General features: G+C 68.6%; 24 protein-coding genes and 1 tRNA gene. 5 read left to right on the top strand and 20 right to left on the bottom strand.

Going from position 1 to position 22,066, the window contains the following annotated elements; translation table 11 throughout:
- Positions 1-20 precede the first annotated feature (20 nt).
- Both BMX37_RS14940 and BMX37_RS14935 read right to left on the bottom strand, forming a co-directional pair.
- Complete coding sequence (locus BMX37_RS14940) at positions 21-1,346, bottom strand: ATP-binding protein (RefSeq protein WP_093666557.1); 1,326 nt, start codon at positions 1,344-1,346, stop codon at positions 21-23.
- A gap of 2 nt (positions 1,347-1,348) precedes the next feature.
- The gene (locus BMX37_RS14935) at positions 1,349-2,059 is read right to left on the bottom strand and encodes a response regulator (protein WP_093666556.1); all 711 of its coding nucleotides are present in this window, start codon (positions 2,057-2,059) and stop codon (positions 1,349-1,351) included.
- 326 nt (positions 2,060-2,385) lie between these two features.
- On the opposite strand from BMX37_RS14935, the gene BMX37_RS14930 reads away from it, so the two are divergent.
- A tRNA-Gly gene (locus BMX37_RS14930) sits at positions 2,386-2,460 on the top strand.
- Positions 2,461-2,594: 134 nt separating this feature from the next.
- On the opposite strand, the gene astD is transcribed toward BMX37_RS14930, so the two are convergent.
- On the bottom strand, positions 2,595-4,001 hold the full coding sequence (astD, locus tag BMX37_RS14925) for a succinylglutamate-semialdehyde dehydrogenase (RefSeq protein WP_093666555.1): 1,407 nt from the start codon (positions 3,999-4,001) through the stop codon (positions 2,595-2,597).
- 162 nt (positions 4,002-4,163) lie between these two features.
- Here astD and BMX37_RS14920 point away from each other — a divergent pair, with 162 nt between their 5' ends.
- On the top strand, positions 4,164-4,973 hold the full coding sequence (locus BMX37_RS14920; RefSeq protein ID WP_093666620.1) for a DUF72 domain-containing protein: 810 nt from the start codon (positions 4,164-4,166) through the stop codon (positions 4,971-4,973).
- A gap of 19 nt (positions 4,974-4,992) precedes the next feature.
- Here the strand turns inward: BMX37_RS14920 and BMX37_RS14915 are convergent, their stop codons facing one another.
- The 3 genes from BMX37_RS14915 to hemC are packed head-to-tail and all read right to left on the bottom strand — an operon-like array spanning position 4,993 to position 7,492.
- Entirely contained in the window at positions 4,993-5,850 is an 858-nt protein-coding gene (locus BMX37_RS14915) for a hypothetical protein (protein WP_093666554.1), read from the bottom strand.
- A gap of 32 nt (positions 5,851-5,882) precedes the next feature.
- A complete protein-coding gene (locus tag BMX37_RS14910; RefSeq protein ID WP_093666553.1) occupies positions 5,883-6,581 on the bottom strand; it encodes a uroporphyrinogen-III synthase in 699 nt (232 codons plus the stop codon).
- A complete protein-coding gene (hemC, locus tag BMX37_RS14905; protein ID WP_093666552.1) occupies positions 6,581-7,492 on the bottom strand; it encodes a hydroxymethylbilane synthase in 912 nt (303 codons plus the stop codon). The genes BMX37_RS14910 and hemC overlap by 1 nt, the downstream gene beginning before the upstream one ends.
- A 64-nt stretch (positions 7,493-7,556) precedes the next feature.
- Here hemC and tsaD point away from each other — a divergent pair, with 64 nt between their 5' ends.
- Positions 7,557-8,582, top strand: a complete 1,026-nt coding sequence (gene tsaD / locus BMX37_RS14900) for a tRNA (adenosine(37)-N6)-threonylcarbamoyltransferase complex transferase subunit TsaD (RefSeq protein WP_093666551.1) — start codon at positions 7,557-7,559, stop codon at positions 8,580-8,582.
- Positions 8,583-8,643: 61 nt separating this feature from the next.
- Here tsaD and BMX37_RS14895 read toward each other — a convergent pair whose 3' ends face one another.
- Complete coding sequence (locus BMX37_RS14895) at positions 8,644-11,007, bottom strand: TonB-dependent receptor (RefSeq protein WP_093666550.1); 2,364 nt, start codon at positions 11,005-11,007, stop codon at positions 8,644-8,646.
- Between the two features lie 125 nt (positions 11,008-11,132).
- Entirely contained in the window at positions 11,133-11,783 is a 651-nt protein-coding gene (locus BMX37_RS14890; protein WP_093666549.1) for a PilZ domain-containing protein, read from the bottom strand.
- Between the two features lie 234 nt (positions 11,784-12,017).
- On the opposite strand from BMX37_RS14890, the gene BMX37_RS14885 reads away from it, so the two are divergent.
- Positions 12,018-14,180, top strand: coding sequence for a transglycosylase domain-containing protein (locus BMX37_RS14885; protein ID WP_093666548.1), 2,163 nt, complete (start codon positions 12,018-12,020; stop codon positions 14,178-14,180).
- Here BMX37_RS14885 and BMX37_RS14880 read toward each other — a convergent pair.
- Genes BMX37_RS14880 through BMX37_RS14870 form a run of 3 tightly spaced genes read right to left on the bottom strand, consistent with a single transcriptional unit; the run spans position 14,153 to position 15,842 of the window.
- The gene (locus tag BMX37_RS14880) at positions 14,153-14,833 is read right to left on the bottom strand and encodes a M48 family metallopeptidase (protein WP_093666619.1); all 681 of its coding nucleotides are present in this window, start codon (positions 14,831-14,833) and stop codon (positions 14,153-14,155) included. The two genes, BMX37_RS14885 and BMX37_RS14880, sit on opposite strands and share 28 nt — an antisense overlap.
- On the bottom strand, positions 14,827-15,264 hold the full coding sequence (locus BMX37_RS14875; RefSeq protein ID WP_093666547.1) for a YcgN family cysteine cluster protein: 438 nt from the start codon (positions 15,262-15,264) through the stop codon (positions 14,827-14,829). Before BMX37_RS14875 ends, BMX37_RS14880 begins: the two co-directional genes overlap by 7 nt.
- Entirely contained in the window at positions 15,252-15,842 is a 591-nt protein-coding gene (locus tag BMX37_RS14870; RefSeq protein WP_093666546.1) for an SCO family protein, read from the bottom strand. Before BMX37_RS14870 ends, BMX37_RS14875 begins: the two co-directional genes overlap by 13 nt.
- Before the next feature lie 64 nt (positions 15,843-15,906).
- Between BMX37_RS14870 and BMX37_RS14865 the strand changes: the two genes are divergently transcribed.
- Entirely contained in the window at positions 15,907-16,500 is a 594-nt protein-coding gene (locus tag BMX37_RS14865) for an ankyrin repeat domain-containing protein (RefSeq protein WP_093666618.1), read from the top strand.
- 26 nt (positions 16,501-16,526) lie between these two features.
- Here BMX37_RS14865 and BMX37_RS14860 read toward each other — a convergent pair whose 3' ends face one another.
- The 9 genes from BMX37_RS14860 to BMX37_RS14820 form a co-directional block, all read right to left on the bottom strand.
- Positions 16,527-17,021: an MmcB family DNA repair protein gene (locus BMX37_RS14860; RefSeq protein WP_093666545.1), complete on the bottom strand. Its 495-nt coding sequence runs from the start codon at positions 17,019-17,021 to the stop codon at positions 16,527-16,529.
- Between the two features lie 53 nt (positions 17,022-17,074).
- Positions 17,075-17,746, bottom strand: a complete 672-nt coding sequence (locus BMX37_RS14855) for a cell wall hydrolase (protein WP_093666544.1) — start codon at positions 17,744-17,746, stop codon at positions 17,075-17,077.
- A gap of 153 nt (positions 17,747-17,899) precedes the next feature.
- Entirely contained in the window at positions 17,900-18,226 is a 327-nt protein-coding gene (locus BMX37_RS14850; RefSeq protein ID WP_170841991.1) for a DUF1491 family protein, read from the bottom strand.
- Positions 18,227-18,236: 10 nt separating this feature from the next.
- On the bottom strand, positions 18,237-18,713 hold the full coding sequence (locus BMX37_RS14845) for a PaaI family thioesterase (RefSeq protein WP_093666542.1): 477 nt from the start codon (positions 18,711-18,713) through the stop codon (positions 18,237-18,239).
- Entirely contained in the window at positions 18,703-19,170 is a 468-nt protein-coding gene (locus tag BMX37_RS14840) for a PTS sugar transporter subunit IIA (RefSeq protein WP_093666617.1), read from the bottom strand. Before BMX37_RS14840 ends, BMX37_RS14845 begins: the two co-directional genes overlap by 11 nt.
- 95 nt (positions 19,171-19,265) lie before the next feature.
- Entirely contained in the window at positions 19,266-19,856 is a 591-nt protein-coding gene (gene hpf, locus BMX37_RS14835) for a ribosome hibernation-promoting factor, HPF/YfiA family (protein WP_093666541.1), read from the bottom strand.
- 64 nt (positions 19,857-19,920) lie between these two features.
- Complete coding sequence (gene dnaQ / locus BMX37_RS14830) at positions 19,921-20,601, bottom strand: DNA polymerase III subunit epsilon (protein ID WP_093666540.1); 681 nt, start codon at positions 20,599-20,601, stop codon at positions 19,921-19,923.
- A 7-nt stretch (positions 20,602-20,608) separates the two neighbouring features.
- A complete protein-coding gene (gene coaE, locus BMX37_RS14825) occupies positions 20,609-21,223 on the bottom strand; it encodes a dephospho-CoA kinase (RefSeq protein ID WP_093666539.1) in 615 nt (204 codons plus the stop codon).
- Positions 21,220-22,029 carry a shikimate dehydrogenase family protein gene (locus BMX37_RS14820; protein WP_093666538.1) on the bottom strand — a complete coding sequence of 270 codons (810 nt, stop codon included), beginning with the start codon at positions 22,027-22,029 and terminating at the stop codon, positions 21,220-21,222. Before BMX37_RS14820 ends, coaE begins: the two co-directional genes overlap by 4 nt.
- Positions 22,030-22,066 lie beyond the last annotated feature (37 nt).

Genomic DNA, 22,066 nt, shown 5'->3' with positions numbered 1-22,066 from the left:
TAACAAATCGTTGCCGGGGATCAGTGATCGTTCTTCGGCAGGATCACAGTGGCGCGCAGACCGCCACCTGCGCGATTGCACAGGGCCAGCCGCCCGCCCTCCGCACCGATCGCCTGCACCACGATGGGCAGCCCAAGGCCGAACCCGACCGTGTCGCGGCCCCGCGCGGGGTCCAGGCGGACGAACGGCTGCAACACCTCCTCCAGCTTGTCGGGCGCGATGCCGGGGCCGTCGTCATCGACATGGATCGCGACCTCGTCCTCGCCGGGCTCCAGCACCACCCGGATGCGGTCGCCATAGTGCAGTGCATTGTCGACCAGGTTGGTCAGCGCGCGCTTCAAGCCCACCGGTCGCGCCCACAGCTCGCAATGGTCGGGCCCGTCGTAATCCGCCTCCCGACCACGATCCATCGCGTCGTCGACCAGCGTCGCCGCCATCACCGCCACATCGACCAGCACCGGCGATTCGGGATCGCTGTCCCCGCCGAGAAACGCGAGCAGCGAGGCCACCATGGCGTCCATCTCCGCCACATCCTCCCCGATCGCGTGGCGCAGTTCGGGCGTCTCGATCGCCTCCGCGCGCAGCCGCAGCCGCGCGAGCGGCGTGCGCAGGTCGTGGCCGACCGCCGCCAGCGCCTGCGTCCGACCGGCGATCAGGCGCCGGATCCGGTCCTGCATCCGGTTGAAGGCGACCGTGACACGGCGCACGTCGCCCGTCCCATCCTCCGGCACCGGCGCCTCCGCCCCGCTCCCCACCCGGTCCGCCGCCTCGGTCAGCCGACGCAGCGGCAGCATGGTGCGACGAACCATGGTGCCGCCCAGCACCATCAGCGCGGCTGCGGGCACAAGTGCCAGCAGGATACGCTCCATCGCCAGGTTGATGCCCTTCACCGGCTCGCGCGTGCGGAAATACAGCCAGCCGTCATCGGGCAGTCGCAGCGCGCCCGACACCACGGCGCCCCGTCCGGGAGAGGTCAAGCGCACGTGCAGGTCCGTACCGCGCAGCGCCGGTTCCCAGTCGATGATCTGGCGCCGCATCGTGTCCAGCGCGGGCGCGATCGGCGGCGGTGGCGGTGGCGCGGGGTTCCACGCGATCGTGTAGCGGGTGGTGGTCAACTCGGCCGCCATGTCGCCGCGCTGTTCCACGGGCTGTTCCGCCATCAACTTGCGGCTGATGACCAGATGCTCCGCCAGCCGACGCGCCTCATCGTCCCGGACGGAGAACTGGCTGGCACGCTCGTACAGCAGCGTGCTCGCCGCGAACTCGAACATCAACGTCAGCAGCAGGATGGCGACAATTCGCCCGACCAGCCCGCCGGACCACCTGGGCAGGCGGCCGATCGCCATCCTCAGGCCCGGTCCACCGGCGCGTTGAGCATGTACCCGACGCCGCGTACGGTGACGATCGGCGCGGCATGGCCGGCGCTGGACAGCTTGCGGCGCAAGCGGCTGACCAGCACATCCACGCTGCGGTCGGAACTGTCGCCCAACCGGGTGCGCGACAGTTCGATCAGCCGTTCGCGCGCGATCACGCGGCCCGCATGGTCGAGCAGCACCACCAGCAGGTCGAACTCCGCACCCGTCAGTTCCACCGACGCACCGGTCGGCGATGTCAGCGATCGGCGCGGCAGGCTGACCGTCCAGCCCTCGAACCGGATCACCCCATCCTCTCGCTCACCCGATCGGCGGTCGAGCGGAGGGCGGCGCAGCACGGCGCGGACCCGCGCGATCAGTTCGCGCGCGGAAAACGGCTTGGCGACATAATCGTCGGCACCCAGTTCCAGCCCGACGATGCGATCCGTCTCGCTGCCCTTCGCGGACACGAAGATGATCGGCACGTCGCTTTTCTGGCGCAGCGCGCGGCACAGGTCGATGCCGCTGGTGCCGGGCAGCATGATGTCGAGGATCACCAGGTCGGCGGGGCCGGCATCCAGCGCCAGCCACATTTCGGGCGCCGCCGAGGCGGAGCGGACCGTGAAGCCGTTCTCCTGCAACGCGCGCGCGGTCAGCGTCCGCAGCGCCGGATCGTCCTCGACAAGCACAATGGTGGGCGCGGTCATGGTCGGCGGAGGTAGGTGGAAGGTCCGCGGCGGTCAACGCGGGGTCGGTCGGAAACCTTTCCTCACAGAGCGCCCGTCTGCCGGACATGTTGGCGCGCTATCTGGATGCCATCGCGCATCGGGGCATCCCCGGTGTGCGAACCTTCACAGTCCCTCCTTGTGCCCGGTCACCACCCCCTGAACCCTCCGGCCGGGCACACTTTTTGGCGGCGATCCAACCGTTAAGAAGAAAGACGCAAACGGGGGTTGCCGAGCAACCGGACCGCTGCTAGAGGCGCCACCTCACCCGGCCGGACCATTCGATTGGCCCGGACCAGAACGCCAGAGCGGGCGTAGCTCAGGGGTAGAGCACAACCTTGCCAAGGTTGGGGTCGAGGGTTCGAATCCCTTCGCCCGCTCCAGCGGACCTTTCCCGCAGCGACGATCGATCAGGCCCGTGCTGCCTGCGGCCTGCTTGCGCGCGAGCCTTTCGGCTACCTTACTAGAACAACGCCCGGTCGACTATTCAACCGAACGGACATGTCCGCTCAGGCCGTCAGAGGCCGGGCACCGGAACCGGCACGACCGCGTCCGCTTCGAAACTGGCAATCGGATAGGCGCAATAATCGGCGGCGTAATAGGCGCTGGGCCGGTGATTGCCAGATGCGCCGATGCCGCCGAACGGCATGGTCGCCGCGGCCCCCGTGGTCGGCCGGTTGCGGTTGACCACCCCTGCCCGCGCGCCCTCGACGAAGCGGGTCCACAATGCCGGGTCCGCGCTGACCAGCCCGCCGGACAAGCCGAAGCTGGTACGGTTCGCCGCGGCGATCGCGCTGTCGAAATCAGGCACCCGCACAACCGTCAGCACGGGCGCGAAGATCTCCGCATCGGGCACGGCGATGCCGGTGACGTCCAGGATCGCCGGGGTGACGAACGCCTCGCTGCGTCCGCTGACCCCATCGAACGGCCGAACCACCTGCGCGCCCCGCGCCACCACGTCCTGCACCGCGCGCCGTGCGGACGATGCAGCCGCGGTCGACACCAGCGGGCCCATGAACGCCTCACCAGACTCGTCCCAGGCAGCGATGCCGAGACGGTCGGTCATCTCGGCCAGCGCGCGTACCACCGCATCGCCGACGGCACCCGCCGGCACGATCAGTCGACGCGCGCAGGAACAGCGCTGACCGGTGGTGACGAAGGCGGATTGCACGATGATCGACGCCGCTTCGTCCGGCGAGTCCCACACGATCAACGGATTGTTGCCGCCCAGCTCCAGCGCCAGGATGACGTGCGGCCGGTCCACCAGCGCCCGGCGCAGCGCGCTGCCGGCGGTGGCCGATCCGGTGAACAGCAGTCCGTCGATGTCTCCCCCGACCAGCGCCTCCCCCGTCGCACGGCCGCCCTGGACCAGGTTGAAGACGCCTGTCGGCAATCCAGCCTCCGCCCATGCCGCGGCCATGGCCTCTCCGGTGGCGGGCGTGACCTCCGATGGTTTGAAGACCACCGTGTTCCCGGCCAGCAATGCCGGCACGATATGTCCGTTGGGCAGGTGGCCGGGAAAGTTGTACGGGCCCAGCACCGCCATGACGCCATGGGCCTGGTGCCGCAGCACGGCGCGGCCAAACGCGGTGTCCGCCGATCGCGCGCCCGCACGCTCCGTCTGAGCGGCGATCGACACCTCCACCTTGGCGATCATCGACCCGATCTCGGCCCGCGTTTCCCAGAGCAGCTTGCCCGTTTCGCGCGAAATCAGTTCCGCCAGGGCGTCGCGGCGCGCCTCCAGCACGCCCGCAAACCGCCGCACCGCCGCGACCCGGTCCTCCAGCGCCGTCGCCCGCCATGCGGGGAAGGCGCGACGCGCCGTTGCGATCGCCGCATCGCATTCGGCGGCACCGGCGGCGCGACCTTCCCAGATCACGGCCTCGGTCGCGGGGTCGAAGGAAACCAGGCGGTCGTCAGTCATGTCGCTTCACTCCCCCGGGCGCGCTCGGGCACCTGCCGCACGCCGTTCCGCCGATCTGTGGGGATATAGGCACTGACAAACCGTACGGCCATCCGGCACCGCCTGGGCATGAGCGTCCCGTCGCCCACTCGTGCAGCCGGCAACTCCTGCTACACTGGCGGCATGACCATGCGAATCGGCATCGGCGGCTGGACCTATGAGCCGTGGCACGGGACCTTCTTCCCGGACAAATGGCCGCACAAGCGTGAGCTGGAATATGCCTCGCGCCAGCTCAGCGCGATCGAGATCAACGGCAGCTATTATTCCTCGTTCAAGCCGGCGACCTGGGCCGGATGGCGCGACACGGTGCCCGAGGATTTCGTGTTCGCGGTCAAGGCGTCGCGATATTGCACGACGCGCAAGGTGCTGGCGGAGGCGGGCGAGTCGATCCAGCGCTTCGTTGGACAGGGCCTGACCGAGTTGGGCGACAAGCTGGGGCCGATCCTGTGGCAATTCATGGCCACCCGCCGCTTCGACGCTGAGGATATGAAGGCGTTTCTGGCGCTGCTACCCGCGAGCCATGCCGGCGTCACCTTGCGCCACGCGGTCCAGGTGCGGCACGGCAGTTTCAAGGTGCCCGAGTTCGTGGACATGGCACGCGCCGCGGGTGTCGCATTGGTCTATGCCGATTCTGCCGAATATCCGGCCATCGCCGATGTCACCGGCGACTTCGTCTATGCGCGGCTGGAGCAGGCCGAGGAGTCCGTTCCGACCGGCTATGACGACGACGCGCTCGACCGGTGGGCGGCCACCGCGCGGGCGTGGCAGGCGGGCGAACGGCCGGACGGCCTGCCCTATGTCACGACCGATGCGCCGCCGGCGCGCGCCCGGGACACGTTCGTGTTCTTCATCAACGGAGCAAAGGTGCGCGCGCCCCAGGGCGCCATGGCGTTGATGGACCGGCTGGGGACGAAGCGAGAGCCGACCGGCTGAACCGAGCGCGAGCCTAAGCCTACGCCGCCACCGTCCGGCCCGTGATCGCCGCGCCCTCCAGCCTGTCCAGCGCGCGGCGCGTCGCGATATAGCGGTCGGCCGCGCCCAGCCAGTTGCGTGCCTCCGACGCGCCCGGCATCCGCGACACCTCCGCCCGCGCCGCCTCGACCTGCCCCGCTTCGATCAATCGCCGCGCACGGGCCAGCCGATCGGCCGGCAGGGGGGACGGCGTGCCGACCTTGCGCAGCGTAACCAGACCGGACAACTCACGTCTCAGCCCCGCGAACCAGCCATCGCCCCGCGTTCCGGTGGCAAGATCCCCGGCGATCGCGTCGAGACCCTGGCGAAGATCCTCCAGTGTCAGCGGCTGGCGCGCCGCGCCGATCACCTGCTCTGTCGCGTCGGGTTCGCTGACGCCGAAGCGCGTGCGCAACTGCCCTTCCAGATAGCCGAGGCCCAACCCCCGATCGACCGCGCGCCGTGCTGCAAATGCCACCAGCGCCGCCTCCGCACGGGTCGCCTGCCCTCCCGCCGCACCAGCATCCGCCGCCAGCGTCGCCGTCCGGGCCTCCAGCGAAGCGAGCTGCGCGGCAAGCGCCGCCTCGCGCGTGTCCAGCGTGTCCGGGTCGATGGTGGAGGCTGCCGTCGTGGAGCCGGCGACATGCGCCGCCTGTGCCAGGTGGGACGCAGGCGCAGTGACTGAGGTCGAGGCCGGTTGCACGTCGCCCGATCGCTGTTCCCCGGCCAGCCAGGGCAAACGGGTCAGGGCAAAGCGCGCGGTCAGCAATCCGGCGGCGAACGCGGCCAGCAGCAGCATGCCGACCCATGCCCAGCGGACACGCGATCGCCTGTGGTCGGTCGACGAATATCCGCTCATGACGCCGCTTATCCCCATGCCGCCGACGGGCGTCAATCCGCGCCGGCCGATCGGGACGCGTCGGGGTAGCGCGCCAGCAGATCGATCAGTGCCCGATCGGTGGGAGCCGGGGCAACGCGCACCTCGCCCCACCCCTCGCCCGCCGCCTGCGCCACGGCCATGCTCAAGGCGGCCAGGCGCCAATCCTGTCGCAACTGTTCCGCCGCATCGACCAGCGCCGCGAAGCGTGCGGCCGCCCTGGCGGAATGGAGCATCGCCACGGCACCGGCATGTCTTTCCAGGGCGGACGGCGCCACCGCGACTTCGTCGCTGGCGTACACCGCGATGCCCTCGACATCGGCCAACGCCACCCGCTCCCGACCGCCGAGGTGGAGCAGGCGTGACAGGCCCGCCGCGCGCGCCTGCGCCACTACGGTCGCGGCATCGTCGGCGCCCACCACGGTCACGCACAGGCCTGCGTCCTCCGCTTGCCTCGCTGTCGCCTGGCCGACCGCAACCGCGGGCAGCCCGGCCAGCGCGAGCAGTCCCGCGCCGGCATGACGCACCGCGTTCGCGCTGGTCAGCAGCAGCGCGTCGAAGCGGGCTGGGTCGGGCACCACCCAGTCGAGCGGGCGCACGAGGAACAGGGGCAGCCGGTGTGCGACGATCCCCGCTTCCGATAGTCGCTTGGCCGTGACGCTATTCCCCGGCTCCGGGCGCAGCACCAGCGCGGCCACCGGGGCGGTTCCCATTACGCCCCGAACAGGCGACGGACCGCATCCGGTGCGCGGGCCAGCAGGTCGACGGCCAGCGCCTGACCCAGCGTTTCCGGATCGTCACCGGTCATCTCTCCGGCGACCCAGGCCGCGCCGTCGTTCGCGATCAGCTCGCCGCGCAGCCGCAACGTGCCGCCATCCATGTCGGCCATTGCGCCGACCGGCGAATGGCAATCGGCGACCAGTCCCGCGAGCAACGCGCGCTCCGCCCGAACACAGGCATGGGTGCCGGCATGATCCAGAGGCGCCAGCAACGCGAGCGCATTCGTGTCGTCCGCCCGCGTTTCCAGCCCGACCGCGCCCTGCGATGCGGCTGGCAGCATGACGTCGGGATCGATCGGCTGGCCGACATGGCCGCGTCCCAGCCGGTCCAACCCGGCTGCCGCCAGCAGGGTCGCGTCCACCTCACCCGCCGCCAGCTTCGCCAGACGGGTGTCGACGTTGCCGCGAAAGATCACGACCTTCAGGTCGGGGCGCATGCGCAGAAGCTGCGCGTGTCGCCGCGGCGAACTGGACCCCACGGTCGCGCCATGGGGCAGCGCCGCGATGGATTGCGCACCGATCAGCCGGTCACGCACGTCGGCGCGCGGCAACATGGCGGCGATACGGATCGCATCCGGCCGGATAGTTTCCACGTCCTTCATCGAGTGGACGCAGGCATCGACCTCCCCGGCCAACAGCGCGCGGTCCAGTTCGCGCGTCCACAGCGCCTTGCCGCCGATCTCGGCCAGCGCACGGTCCTGCACGCGGTCCCCGGTGGTGCGGATCACCACCGTCTCCACCTGATCCTCGGTCCAGCCATGGGCAGCACACAAGGCCGCGCGCACCATGCCGGCCTGAACAAGGGCGAGCGCGGAGCCGCGCGTGCCGAGACGGAACTGGACCATGGTTCCGCCATGGCAAGGCGCGTGCCCTTCGACAAGTCGGGTCCGCACGCCTATCTCGCCGCTCATGCTGATCCTTGGTCTGGAATCCTCGTGCGACGAAACCGCGGCGGCGCTGGTCACCGGCGACCGGCGGGTGCTGGCACACCGGCTGGCGGGACAGGAGGCGGCGCACGCCCCCTTTGGCGGGGTGGTGCCCGAAATCGCCGCCCGCGCGCATGTCGAGGCGATGGAGCCGCTGATCGCCGCCGCGCTGGCCGATGCCGGTGTATCCCTGGCGGACGTGGACGCGGTGGCCGCCACCGCCGGGCCCGGCCTGATCGGCGGGGTCATGGTGGGGCTGGTCACCGGCAAGGCGCTGGCCCACGCGGCGGGCAAGCCGCTGGTCGCGGTCAACCATCTGGAGGGGCACGCGCTCAGCCCGCGTCTCGCCGACCCGGACCTGAGCTATCCCTACCTGTTGCTGCTGGTGTCCGGCGGGCATTGCCAGTTGCTGCTGGTCGAGGGGGTCGGCGCGTATCGGCGGCTGGCGACCACGATCGACGACGCCGTGGGTGAGGCGTTCGACAAGACGGCCAAGCTGCTCGGCCTGGGCTATCCCGGCGGGCCGGCGGTGGAGCGGCTGGCATCGGCCGGCGACGCGCGCGCTGTGCCCCTGCCCCGTCCGCTGAAAGGTGCGGCGGAACCGCATTTCTCCTTCGCCGGGTTGAAGAGCGCGGTGGCGCGGGCGGTGGGCCAGCACGCGCCCGCCGACATCGCCGCCTCGTTTCAGCTGGCCGTGGTGGAATGCCTGATCGACCGGACGCGCCGCGCGCTGGCGGTCGCCGGACCGGTGCAGGCCCTGGTCGTCGCCGGCGGGGTTGCCGCGAACGGTGCGGTACGCGGCACGCTGGAGGCACTCGCGGGCGAGCACGGCATCCGCTTCGTCGCGCCGCCGTCCTGGCTGTGCACCGACAATGCGGCGATGATCGCCTGGGCCGGATGCGAGCGGTTCGCCGCCGGGCTGACGGACCCACTCGACACGCCGGCGCGCGCGCGCTGGCCGCTCGATCCGGATGCGGGCGCGGTGCGGGGTGCCGGCGTTAAGGCGTAGAAAAAGGGGCGGCACCGCATCGGCACCGCCCCCTGATCGCTTCAGTCGCTTTCGCTCGACCTCAGCGAATCTTGCCGCTCAGCGAGATACCGATGACGCGCGGGTCGTTGAACACCGCCGCCATGTAGTTCTCGATCACGCCCTTCAGGTTCTTTTCGTTGGTCAGATTGCGGGCAAACGCCGCAATCTCCCAATCCCCGCCCGGCGCGGCATACCCGACCTTCAGGCCCAGCTCGAAGTTGCCGTCGGCATAGAACTCACGCGTCTTGTACAGCACGAAGTTGGTGTAGCCCTGGACGTTGCCGTCCACCGCCAGGAACAGGCTGGACCCGTCCTTCAGAGGCTGGTCGTAGCGGGCGGTGGCGTCCAGCGTCCATTTCGGCGCGTTGGGCAGCGGGTTGCCGTTGATGTTGGCTAGGAACACCGGACCGAAGGCGGTGTTCACGCGCCGCACGGGGTCCAGCACGGTGCAGACGACCGAACCGTTCAGCGCGCAGACCTGGGCCTCGGCGCGCGAATCCTCTATCTTGCTCTTCAGCGCGCTGGCGCCGGCGGTCAGCGTCAGGTTGGGTATCGGGCGGTACTGCGCGTCCAGCTCCACGCCCCAGGCGCGTGCCTTGTCCGCGTTGAACAGCACGCCGTTGCCGTCCGCATCGTTGCCGTTCAGCTGGATGTCGTCGACCGTATAGGTGAACAGCGACGCGTTCAGGCGCAGCCGGTTGTCCAGGTACGTGCCCTTCGACCCGACCTCGTAGGACGTGATCGTTTCCGAATTCGCCGTGGTGAAGTCGCTGTTGAACACCGCCGATCGGCCCTGGATGGTGGGGCCGCGGAAGCCGCGCGCAACGCGGGCATAGACGCTGTTGCTAGGGTCGACCTGATACAGCGCCGACACGTCCCAGCTGGGCGTGGTGTCGGACAGGCGGACGTAGCGGCGGCCATTATAGGTGACGCGGCCTGCTGCGGTATCTGCGGTCTTGAGCAGGCGGGTGCGCTTCGTATCCTTGGTCTCGCGCGCGCCGGCGGTGATCGTGAAGTCCGGCGTCACCTTGAAGCTGGCCTGGCCGAAACCGGCCCAGCTGGTGTTCAGGTCGTGCAGCCGGACGAAGTTGTTCGGATTGCGCGCCGCCGTGTTGAGGAAGAACGCGCGCTGGTAGAAGTCGGTGGTGTCGTTCTGCTGGAAATAGAAACCGCCGAACTGCCAAGTGAAGCGCCCATCGGAGGGGCTGGCGATGCGCACTTCCTGCGTCACCTGGCTGAGGTCGCGGACGTTGCCGCGGCTCTGGCCGAACCCGTTGGCGACACCGTTGACCGGGAAGTTCGCCGCTGCGCCACCATCCGTGTCGCCACGCGAAAACCCGGACGTGGTCTCGTACGCGCTGATCGAGGTCAGCGTCGCCGGCCCGAAATCGTAGCTGGCGTTCACCGACCCGCCATAGGTGTTGTACGCCTGACGGTTGTTCTGCCCCTCGTCATAGGCGACGCGGTCGCGCGGCTCGGCCGACACGTCGTTGGACCCCTTCTTCAGCGCGGCGCGGTGGAAGAGGGTGGAGGTGCCGTCATAATCGCGGGCATGCGCCGACACGTTGACCGAGAACCGGTCGGTCGGGGTCAGCAGCACCTGCAACCGGACGTTGCGGTCGTCGAACCCGCCCATCGCCTTGTCCAGCGGAGTCAGCGTGCCGTCCTGGCTCACGCCGGCAAAGGTGTTGTCGACCCAGTCCTCCCGGTGCTGCACCAGCGCCGACAGGCGGAACGCGATCTTGTCCGCCACGATCGGGCCGCCGATGCCCGCGTCGAAGGTGGAGGTGTTCAGCTCACCATAGGATGCCGACGCGCGACCCTGCAGCGTCTGGGTCGGACGATTCGTGTCGAACTTGATGATGCCGGCGGTGGTGTTGCGGCCGAATAGCGACCCCTGCGGCCCGCGCAGCACCTCGACCTGGTTGACGTCGAACACCGGGTTCGACTTCAGCACCACATGCTCCAGCACCACGTCGTCTTGGATGATCGACACCGGCTGCGACGCACCGAGATAGAAGTCGATATTGCCCAGACCACGGATGTAGAATCGCGGAAAGATGCGCCCCGTCGTGGTTTCCGCGTACAGGCCGGGCACGCGACCCGACAGCGCCAGGATGTCCTCGCCCGCCGACTGGAAATTGCGCAGGTCACCGCCGCCGATCACCGCGACCGACACGGGCACGCGCTGCAGATTCTCCGAACGGCGCTCCGCCGTCACGACCACTTCGCCCAGATCGCCCGACTGGCCCTCACCCGTCTGGGCGGCGTCGGTGGCGACGTCCTGTGCCTCGGCATGATCGGCGCCGGGCGTCGCCGACTGCGCCATGGCCGATCCGGGCAGCATGGCCGCGCCGGCAATGCCGAACAGCAGGGCGGATTTGAGCAACTGGAACTTGGTCACGAAGAAACCCCCAAAGATTTGTCCGGGGGATGCGTACCGACAGGGAAGCGCGCGCTGACGCCTGCTTCCTTGCTGTTCGCGGACGATGCCCGCGCCGTTGTCTTGCCGTTCCCCCGCCCGGGGTCCTAATCGTCCAATGTGTCGGTTTCGTGATCGCCCAGCGCCAGCGTGTCGGCCAGCATCGTCATGCTGAGCGGAAAGGTGAAGCGCAGGCCCATGCGGCCATCCTTGCACCAGCAGATCGTGGCGGGCAGCGGTGCGGGCGCGGTGGGCAACGACAGCTGGACCGGTGTTCCCGGCGTCAGCGGCCCGTCTACGATCAGCTTCGCGCCACCGGGCGACAGGTCGACCAGTTCCACCACCGTCCGCTCTCCGCGCACGGTCATCTGCGTCGCCAGCGACACGGCGAAGCGGGGGGCGCGCGCGACCTTTCCGTCTTCCTTGCCCAGCACCTTGGACAGGTCCTGCGGCGTGTCGAAGGCGAGGCCTGCCTTGTATCCCCGGACCCAGCGGATGTTGGCGCGTGCGGCCGCCATGCCGCGCACGGAAATCTGCACATCCTCCCCGACCACGGGAATCGTGGTGAAGCGTGCCATGACACCGCCGGGAGAGATATCGTGGACCAGGCACATGGCGTCGATGCCGCGATGGCGGACCTGGCCGACCAGCAACACGGTGGCATGCCGCCGCGCGCCACGCCGATCGCTGCCCGGCTGGGCGTCGGGCGCGGCAAGCTCCTGCCCATCGACCAACTGGTTCGGCAAAGCCCCGTCCATTCTGCTCGCCACGTCCTGCCTCCGGTCAGGCAACCCGATCGCCGCCCGTTCCACGCGTTGTCCGAATCGCGCCAGTCTCCCTTAACACCCAGCCAACTGCACAAAGGTTACCGGACCGGACCATCACGCTGGATCGGCAGTCGCGCTTCCGCCGCTCATCGACGTCGCACCGCCCCTGTCACGACGCGTGCCGCTTGTCGGCGGGACGGTTAACCGATAATCGCAAGCCGGTTCATGGCACGCGCCCGGTCATCCCGCTCCACCCCCACGCCCCGCTCTCCCTGGCGTCGCCGGCTGGGTATCTTCCTCAAGGTCACGCTGGCGCTCGCGCTGGTGGCGGTCATCGGCTTGGTCACGGCGGTGTACGTCACCCGATCCGACCTGCCGAGCTTCGACGAACTGAAATCATCGCCGAACGGCCAGATGATCCGCGTTCACGCCGCGGACGGCACCGTGCTCGTGTCATTGGGTCCGAGCTACGGCCAATGGTTGCCCTATGACCAGATTCCGACGGTGATGCGCGACGCCACCGTGGCGGTGGAGGATCGCCGGTTTCGCAGCCATCCGGGCGTGGACCCGATCGGCATCGCGCGATCGGTCCAGGTTCGTTACCAGCGCGGACGTTGGGTCCAGGGCGGTTCGACCATCACGCAGCAGCTGGCGCGCACGATCTTCCTGTCCAGCCAGAAGAAGTTTGGGCGCAAGTTCCGCGAATGGATCCTGGCGTTGGCGCTGGAGCGCAAGTTCTCCAAGGACCAAATCCTCGAACTGTATCTCAACAAGGTCTATTATGGCGGTGGCGCCTACGGCATCGATGCCGCGGCGCGGAAGTTCTTCGGCCATGGTGCCGACCATCTGAGCCTGGCGGAGGCGGCGGTGATCGCCGGTCTGGTGAAGGCACCGTCCAACTATTCTCCCACCGCCGATGTCGACGCCGCCAAGGGGCGCGCGGGCGTGGTGATCGAACAGATGGTCAAGGCCGGCGTGATCAGCCAGGGCGAGGCCGATGCGGCGGAGGTGTCGCAGGTGCGGCTGGCGCCTGAGGCCAAGCAGAACAGCGCCCGCTACTTCACCGATTGGGCTCTGCCCCAGCTCGACACATTGATCGACGAGCAGCAGGCGCCGCTGGAGGTGTGGACCACGCTGGACCTGTCGATGCAGCGCGCGGCCGACACCGCGATCCGCCAGAACGTGCCCGCCGGGGCGCAAGGTGCGCTGGTCAGCTTGGACCGCGACGGCGCGGTGCGCGCCATGGTCGGCGGTACCGATTACGTGTCCTCGATCTACAACCGCGCGACTCAGGCGGTGCGTCAGCCGGGCTCCGCCTTCAAGCTGTTCGTGTACCTCGCCGCGCTGGAGGCCGGACACAAGCCGGAGGATACCGTCGTCGATGAGCCGGTGACGATCGACGGATGGAGCCCGCGCAACGATTCCCGGCGCAATTCCGGGTCGGTGACGCTGCGCACCGCCTTTGCCTATTCGCTCAACACCGTGGCGGCGAAGCTGGGGCAGGAGGTCGGATTCCAGACGGTGGCCGACATGGCGCGGCGGTTCGGGATCACCACACCCGTCAACACGCATCCGTCGATGGTATTGGGTACGTCCGACGTGCGGCTGATCGACATGACCCGCGCCTTTGCCAGCGTGGCGGCCAACGGGGTCGCGATCGCCCCCTATGCGATCACCCGCGTCACCGCCAACGGTCAGACGATCTACAGCCACGAGGTGGATCGCAGCCATGTGCTGGTCGCCCCCTATGTCGCGGCGCAGATGACCGACCTGCTGCAGACGGCGGTGAACACGGGCACGGGGCGACAGGCGCAGATCGGCCGGCCCGTGGCGGGCAAGACCGGCACCACCAGCTCCGCCAAGGACGGCTGGTTCCTGGGCTTTTCCAGCGGGCTGACCACGGGCGTGTGGATGGGCAAGGACAATGCCCGACCGATCCCGGGGCTGCACGGCGGCACCGCGCCCGCCCGCGCCTTTGCCGCCTTCATGAAGCCGGCCACGGCCAACCGCCCGATCGAGCAGTTCGAGACGCAGGTCACCCTGCCAGACATGGAGTTGGAGCCGGATCAGGAAAGCTATTACGGGCAACCCGACAACGGCCTGTTCGTCGACGAGGACGGCAATCCTGTCGCGCAGCCCGATCAGCGCGAACCGGCGGCGCGACCGCTGCCCGACGATACCGGTGACGAACAAGCGCCGGATGCTGCTGCCCCCGCGGCCGCGCCTGCGCCGGACCGTCAGGAACTCAATCAGGATTGGCTGAACCGGGTCACGGGTCGTGACAACGGTCCTCCGCGTGACCGGCACGACGTGCCACCGACTCGCCCCCTGCCCCGCGACGTACCACGTGACGCCCCCCGTTATCCGGACGAGCGCCCGTACCAGTGAAGCTGCGTGCCGTGGCGGCGCAGCCAGTCGCGAGCGGGGCCGGGATCGGTGCCGGTCAACTCGGCTGCAAGGGCGTGAAAGGCCGGACCGTGATTCATGTGGATGCGGTGCGCGACCTCATGCGCGACGGTTGCGTGACGCACGAACGGCGGCGCCAGTATCAACCGCCAGCTGTACCGGATCGCGCCCCCTGACGCACAGCTGCCCCAGCGACCGCGTGGATCACCGATCCCGACGCGCGTCACATCGACGCCCGCCGATCGGGCGACAGCCAGCGTGTCCTCCGTCAGGATGTCCAGCGCCGTCCGCCTGAGCCAACCCTCTACGCGTGCCGGCACCGTCTCGGCGGGTCCGCCCAGGATCAGGCAGTCCCCATCCCGGCGGGGCGTACGCGCGCGGCTTTCGCTGTTCCACACGATGCGAAGCACCGCCCCCGCGACCGGGATCGTCGCACCGTCGATGAACGGGCGTGCCTCCGGCAGGCGGGCGCGTTCGGCCGCGATCCAGTCCGCCTTTCCCTCCGCCCAGGCGATCGCCGCCTTCAGCGAGGCGCGCCGTGGCACCACCAGCCGTGCGCGTCCTGTCACCGGGTCCATCGCTAGGCGCGTGCGCCGGGCGGTGGGATGGCGAACGACGTCGAAGCCGCTCACAATTCCCGATCGACCAGATGATATTCCAGGTCGCCGGCATCGTCCTCGCTGATCGTCCAGCCCTTCACCGACTGGCCTGCGCGGTGCACCGCATCCCGATCGCCGGACACCAGATAATGCCATTCCGGCAACGCCTGCCCCGCCGCCCGCAGGCGATAGGCGCATGTGGAGGGCAACCAGTCGATGCCGCGCACATTGCCGGTGGTCAGCCGCACGCATTCGGGAACATAGGCGCGGCGATGCCGGTAGTCCGAACAGAAGCCGGTGCGACGGTCCAGCAATCGACAGGCGACGTTCGTGGCGAGCAGTTCGCCGGTGTCCTCATCCTCCAGCTTGTGCAGGCAGCATTTGCCGCATCCGTCGCACAACGCCTCCCACTGGCCGCGGTCCAGCGTCTCGATTGGCTGTTCCCAGAAGTTCGTCACCTGACCCATTTTCCCAGCTCGGCCGCCACGGCTGCCGGCCCCTTGTCCGACGGGATCAGCGCCAGCGGCTGACCGTTCGGATCCATCAGATAGGTCTGGCGGCTGTGGTTGACGAGATAGGCGCCCTCGGCATTCGGCTTTTGGCGCTCGAACCACACGGCATAGGCCTTGGCGATGGCGTCCACCTGCGCCGTGGTGCCGGTCAGGCCGACCATGCGGGGGTGAAAGGCGCCGACGAACGGCTTCAGCACCGCGGGCGTATCGCGTGCGGGATCGACGCTGACGAACACCGGCACGATCCGCTTCGCGCGGGCGGGATCGTCGGCTTCCATCCGCTTCAGCCCGGCACCGATCGCCTGCGCGTCGGCCGGGCAGACATCCGGGCATGAGGTGTAGCCAAAATACATGATGCGATAGCGACCGGCGAGGTCGCGGTCGGTGAACGCCCGCCCGTTCTGGTCGACCATCGCGAACGGACCACCGATCGCGGCGCCGGCCAGCGGCGCCTTGTCGCCAGGCGCGGCACCCTGGCGATCGCACGCGGTGAGCGACAGGCACAGGGCCGCGACAAGACGGACGCTATTCATGACGGCGGCAGCCTTGCTGTGTTAAGGGTGACGGCGCAAGTTTCGTTCGATGGGTTCATTCGCCATGTCCTACCGCTTTCTTTCCGCCCTGATCCTGATGGGGATCGCCGTGCCCGCCACGGCACAGTTCCAATCCGAGAGCCGCAAGTTCCTTCAGGCCGTGCGCGAGGCCAAAGGCAATGACGTGCTGGAGATGCTGAACAAGCCCGGCCAGACCATGGTCAACACGCGTGATGGCGATTCCGGGGAGACGGCGCTGCACATCGTCGTGAAGCGGGGTGACCTGCCCTATACCAACACCCTGTTGATGAAAGGGGCCAATCCCAACGCCGTCGATTTCAAGGGCAACACGCCCCTGTTGCTGGCCGTCGAGGCGGGTCAGACCACCCTGGTGCCGCTGTTGGTGGAGAAGGGCGCGAACCCCAATCTGGGCAACCGCGCCGGTGAGACACCGCTGATCCGCGCAGTACAGCGGCGCGATGTCGCCATGGTACGCGCGCTGCTCGCGGTCGGTGCCGACCCGGACAAGACCGACAATCTGGCCGGCCGCTCGGCACGCGATTACGCGGGCAAGGACCTGCGCAACCCCGTGATCAGCACCCTGCTGGCGGAGACTCCGAAAAAGGCGACAAAGGCCGTGTCCGGCCCGCGGCTCTGATCGATCCTGCTGCCCGGCGAAGCAGTTCAGCCGGGCAGTATCGCATCGGGGTCGATCAGCCCCGTCAGCCGTCGCGCGGCACGCCGTGCGAAGGCGAGTGTGCAGCGCTTGCGGACATGGGCGGGCAGGGGGTGGGTATGCGCCTCGCGCAGGATCGCCGCGTCGTAGCGATCGGCGACGATCACGCCCGTTCGCTCCGGCAGGAAGGGCGGCGTGTCCAGCGGCGAGAGGTCGAAACCCGGCGGAACCGCCCAGTAGTAGCGGTCGCAATGTCCGAGGTAATCGGGCCACTTACCGTCGCCGAGCAGATCGGCGCGCGATACCTTGACCTCCACCACGACGATCTGTCCGCGCGCATCGAGCGCCATCAGGTCGGCGCGCCGTCCGCCGTCCAACGGCACTTCGCACATCGCCGTCAGGTCGTGACGGAGCAGCAATCGGGTAACGCCGCGCACCACATCGGCGGCGCAGGCGGGAGAGTCGGGCTGGTCGGTACAGGGATGATCCGTCGCGTCGAGCATCACGCGAGGATTAGAACATTTACCGAACGAGGCAAGCCCGTCCGGGGAACCTGTCAGCGATAGAAGACGTGGTTGCCGATGGCTGCGACACGCACGAACCGGCCGGACGGCGCGACCCGGCGGGCGTGGAAGAACAGGGCGCCGTGCGCACTGCTGTCCCAGGCCTTGTCCATCGCGACCTTCGCCACCGCCAGCGCGGTGCGATAGCTAGGCCGACCCTCGTCGATCGAGGGGATCACACCGCCACGAACAAAGGAGAACTGGCCGCGCTGCGTCACGACATCGCAGACGTCGGGGGGAAAGCGACCGGACTTGGCGCGGTTCATGATGACCTCGGCCACGGCGAGCTGACCCTCGATCGGCTCACCCTTGCTCTCGAAATAGATCGCGCCGGCGAGGCAGCGGAGATTCTCTCTGACGGCGACATCCGCCTCGCCATCGTCCTGGGCCGCAACGGCCTCTGCCAGGGTGTCGAATTTTTCGGGTTCCGCCTCGACGGTCACGGTCTGGGCAGCGGGGCTGCCGGACTGGACGGAGGGAGTGGCGGTCAGGGTGGGGATCGTGGCCGTCGTGGTGAGAACGGCAGGAATTACGGAAACGATGGGGACGGCGGCGGCGATCGGCGTGCGATCCAGCTCTGCGGCCAGTCCGGGGGCGCTTTGAGCGATGCCGCACAGCGCAAAGGTAACCGCCGCAATCGCTGCGACGCGGGAAACAAACGACATTCAAACACGTTCATGTGCGGTAGGGCCACGGACCCGATCGGCTCAAGCGATCGTCCGGGCGCCCTCCCGACTGCGTAACCGATGCGGATCGCACCCGCCCACGGCACAACGCTCAATAGGAATGCCACTTCCTTTCCCAGCGAAGGCGCGTCGTCAATCGTCGAGCATCGTTTCAGCGGCGAACCGTTCCGCCGCCGCGACATCCAGTTCGACGACCCACAAATCCGGGTCGCGCGCACGCCGGCGTCGGCAATATTCCTCCGGCTCGTCCTTCGGAGTCGACTCGATCAGCATGGTACGGCCGTCAGGTCCGACGCCGCGCTCCCATATCCGGGGGGGACCGCCGCGGTCGACCGCAACGACCAGTATGCCGCCCGCCTGCGCGTCACCACGAGCCAGGATCGTGGCCATGCCACCGGCCCCCTCCACCCGTCGCCGCATGGCCGCGACGATCAGGTCCGCAGGCAGGCGTCCGCTCACCGCGGCCCTGTCATGAGCGTGCGTAGCCGGGCAGGCCCGCCAAGGGAATCTGCGACCGCATGAAGGTACCGGTACCCCGCGCCGCTTCTTCTCCCTCTGCATCGATCAAACGTGCGTCCGCGACGAACACGCGCCGTTTGCCGCTGATCCAACGCCCCTCCGCCACCACTCGCCCCGCGGGCAGTGGCCGGGTGAACAACAGGTTGAAGGCGGTGGTCAGGAGGAAGCGATCGGTGACCAGGCTGTTGCACGCATAAAAGGCTGCGTCGTCCAGCATCTTGAAATAGCTGGTGCCATGCACCGCGCCACCGGCGTGGAAATGCCGCTCGTCCAGGTCGAAATGGATGCGGGCGACACCCGCTGCCGGAATTTCCAGGCGAGAAGCGAACAGGCGGTTGATCGGCGCCGCCGCATAGAGCGACTCCAGCGCGCGGAAATGCGCCGCCTCGCCCGCAACATCGCCCTGCCTCTGTGTGTCAGGCGGCATCGCGCGCGTCGCCGGTGCTGAGCAGCGCGTAGACCGCGTCGTGCGATCCGGCACCGCGCAGCTTCGCTACCAGCCCTTTGTCGCGCAGTCGGCGCGATACGCGTGCGAGCGCCTTCAAATGTTCGGCCCCCGCATGGGTAGGCGACAACAGCAGGAAGACGAGGTCCACCGGCAGACCGTCGACTGAATCGAAGTCGATCGGCTGAGCCAGACGCACGAACAGACCCGTCACCGCCGCCAAGCCGTCCAGCTTTGCATGGGGAATGGCAATGCCCGCGCCGAATCCGGTCGATCCCAACCGCTCGCGCGCCGCAAGCCGATCCACGATGTCGCGCGCATCCTCACCCGTCAGGCGAGCGCCATGGGTGCCTAGCTGTTGCAGCAACAGCTTCTTGTTGCCGACCGACAATCCGGTCAGCACCGCGTCGGGCCGCAACAGGTCGCTAAGATCGGGGATCGTCTGCACGTGGAATTCCATCAGCTCCCCGACGGGCGCGGCTGCGCGCATAGCGCTGCGCGTGCCCGTCGAAAAGTCAGGGCTTTGCCGTAGGGTCAGCCGGCCGCCACCTGTGGCTCGACCCAGCCGATCGTGCCGTCGCCGCGGCGATACACCATGTTGTAGGCGCCGGTGCCCGCGTTGCGGAACAGCAGCGCCGCCGTGTTGCGAAGATCCAGCATCATCACCGCGTCCGACACGCTGGCATCGGGAACGTCGACGCGGGTCTCGGCCACGATCAGCGGCGCATCGACAGCTTCCTCATCGTCGATCCGCTCGGCGAACAGGGTATAATTCGCGTTCGCGTCATAGGCGCCGGCCTCTGCCAGCTCGATCGCCTCACCGGCGTGACGGTCCTTCAGGCGGCGGGTATAGCGGCGCAGCTGCTTTTCGATCTTCGCAGCCGCCCCGTCAAAGGCGAGGTGGGCATCCTGCGCCTGATGCCGGCCCTTCAGCACCAGCCCGCGCGTGACATGCGCCACGATGTCACAGGTGAAGCCGACGTCGTGCGGCCCCTTGCCGAAGGTCACGTCACCCGACACCGCGCGCGCGAAATATTTGTCAGCGATACCCTGGAGCCGGTCGGAGACGTGATCCTTGAGCGCGTCGCCCGTGTCCACCTGATGACCAGAAATCCGGATATCCATAAATCAGTTCCTTCTTCATTCCGGGACCGCGCCATCGGCGCTGTCCCTGCCGTCGTCGAAGGGCCTAGGCCCCCCAGATGGGATCGTTGATCCGCTTCATGAACGCGACATGGGCCGCGATTTCTCCCGCATTGGGTGCGAAAACACGCGGTTCGCGCCGCACGCGGGGCGCATGATCGACAATCGGAGCCACCACCGACTCGACCGGCCGGTCGGCAAGGCTCAGTCCGATCTGACGGCCCCCCATCAGTTCCACATAGACCTGCGCCAGCAACTGGGCGTCGAGCAGGGCGCCGTGGAGCACGCGGTGCGACCGGTCGACACCGTAGCGCGAACAGAGCGCGTCCAGGGTATGCTTCGCGCCCGGATGGCGGCTGCGGGCGATCTGCAGCGTGTCGACCATGCGGCTCATGCACACCGGATCGCGGCCGCATCGGTTCAGCTCGCCGTTGATGAAGCCGAAGTCGAACGTGGCGTTGTGCGCGATCAACGGCGCGTCGCCGATAAATTCGATCAAGGGCGCGACCGCGTCGGCGAACACCGGATGCTTGCTGAGGAACTCGATACGCAGGCCGTGCACCCGCGCCGCCTCCTCAGGCATGTCGCGCTCGGGATGGTAATAAGCGTGAAAGGTGCGGCCGGTCTCGATCCGGTTGACCAGCTCGACGCAGCCGATCTCCACCAGCCGGTCGCCATCGGCGAAGCTGAAGCCGGTGGTTTCCGTATCGAACACGATCTCACGCATCCCCACGCTATCCTCCTTCCGCCCGCGCGAGGCAAGCGACGAGCCGGGCTACGCAGGCGCGGGTTTCCGCCAACGGGACGTCGGTGGGGATCACGAAGTCCGCACGGGCACGCTTGTCGGCGTCGGGCATCTGGCGCGCGAGGATCGCGGCGAATTTTTGCGCGGTCATGCCCGGCCGGGCGAGAACCCGGTCGCGCTGAACCGCAGGGTCGGCCGACACGACGGCAACCTTGTCCACGTAGGCGGCCCCCGTTTCGAGGAGTAGCGGCACGTCCAGCACGACCAAGGGCGCGTCGGCATGGTCGCGCAGGAACCGGGTGCGCTCCTCCGCGACGGCCGGGTGGACGATCCCCTCCAGCATCCGTATCGCCGCCGCATCGCCCAGCACCGCCTCCGCCAAGGCGGTGCGGTCCACACCGGCGGGTCCGGTGGTGCCCGGGAACGCGGCCTCGATCGCCTGCACCGCCCGGCCGGCGGGACCCTGTAGCCGGTGAACGGCGGCATCGGCGTCGAACACCGGCACGCCCATGTCGGCAAACATGGCGGCGACCGTGGACTTGCCCATGCCGATGGAGCCGGTCAGCCCCAGCACGACCCGAGGCACGGGCGCCGTTTCCGTCATGCGATCAGCAGGTCGCGCAACGCATCGTCGCGGTCACGCGGCGGCGCGGCGCCGAAGAACAGCTCGAACGCGATCGCCGCCTGGCCGACCAGCATCTCCAGCCCGTCCACCGTGTCGAGATCACGCGCGCGCGCCGCCGCGAGCAGGGGCGTCTCCAGCGGCGCATAGACGATGTCGTACACCACCGCATCGTCGGGCAGGGGGGACAGGTCGATCTCCAGCGGCGGCTGCCCCGCCATGCCGAGTGTGGTGGCGTTCACCAGCAATGCGGCGGCCGGCAGGCGTTCGATGGGCAACGCCTCTCCCTTCAGGCCGAAAGCGGACAACAGAGCGGCCGCCTTGATCGGGTTGCGGCCCAGCAGGGTGACCGGGCCGGTGTCCATCCGCGACAAGGCGAACAGGATCGCCCGCGCCGCGCCGCCGGTGCCGATCACCGCGACAGGCCGCCCGGACAGGTCCAGCCCCGCGATCGGCTGAAAGAAGCCGGCCGCATCGGTGTTGGTGCCGACGATCCCGCCATCCTCCTGGCGCAAGGCGGTGTTGATCGCGCCGATCGAGCGGCGCACGTCGCCGGGGTCGGAGACATGGTCCAGCGCGACGATCTTGTGCGGAACGGTGATGTTGCACCCACGCCAGTCCGGATCGGCACGGCGGCCTTCAAAATAATCGGCCAGCCCCTCCGCCGCGACATGCGTCGCGCGATAATCGGCGTCGATGCCGAGCGCATCCAGCCAGAAGCGGTGGATCAGCGGCGATTTGCTGTGGGAGACGGGGTCGCCGATCACCTCGGCATAGGGTCTGGTCATGAGGCGCTCGTCGGGTTCGAAGTTTACGAAGTTGTCG

Origin of the sequence: Sphingomonas gellani (genome assembly GCF_900110035.1) — a bacterium.
Taxonomy (GTDB): Bacteria; Pseudomonadota; Alphaproteobacteria; order Sphingomonadales; family Sphingomonadaceae; genus Sphingomonas; species Sphingomonas gellani.
The sequence above is the reverse complement of the archived record's forward strand: the minus strand, read 5'-3'. Positions and strand labels throughout refer to the sequence as shown.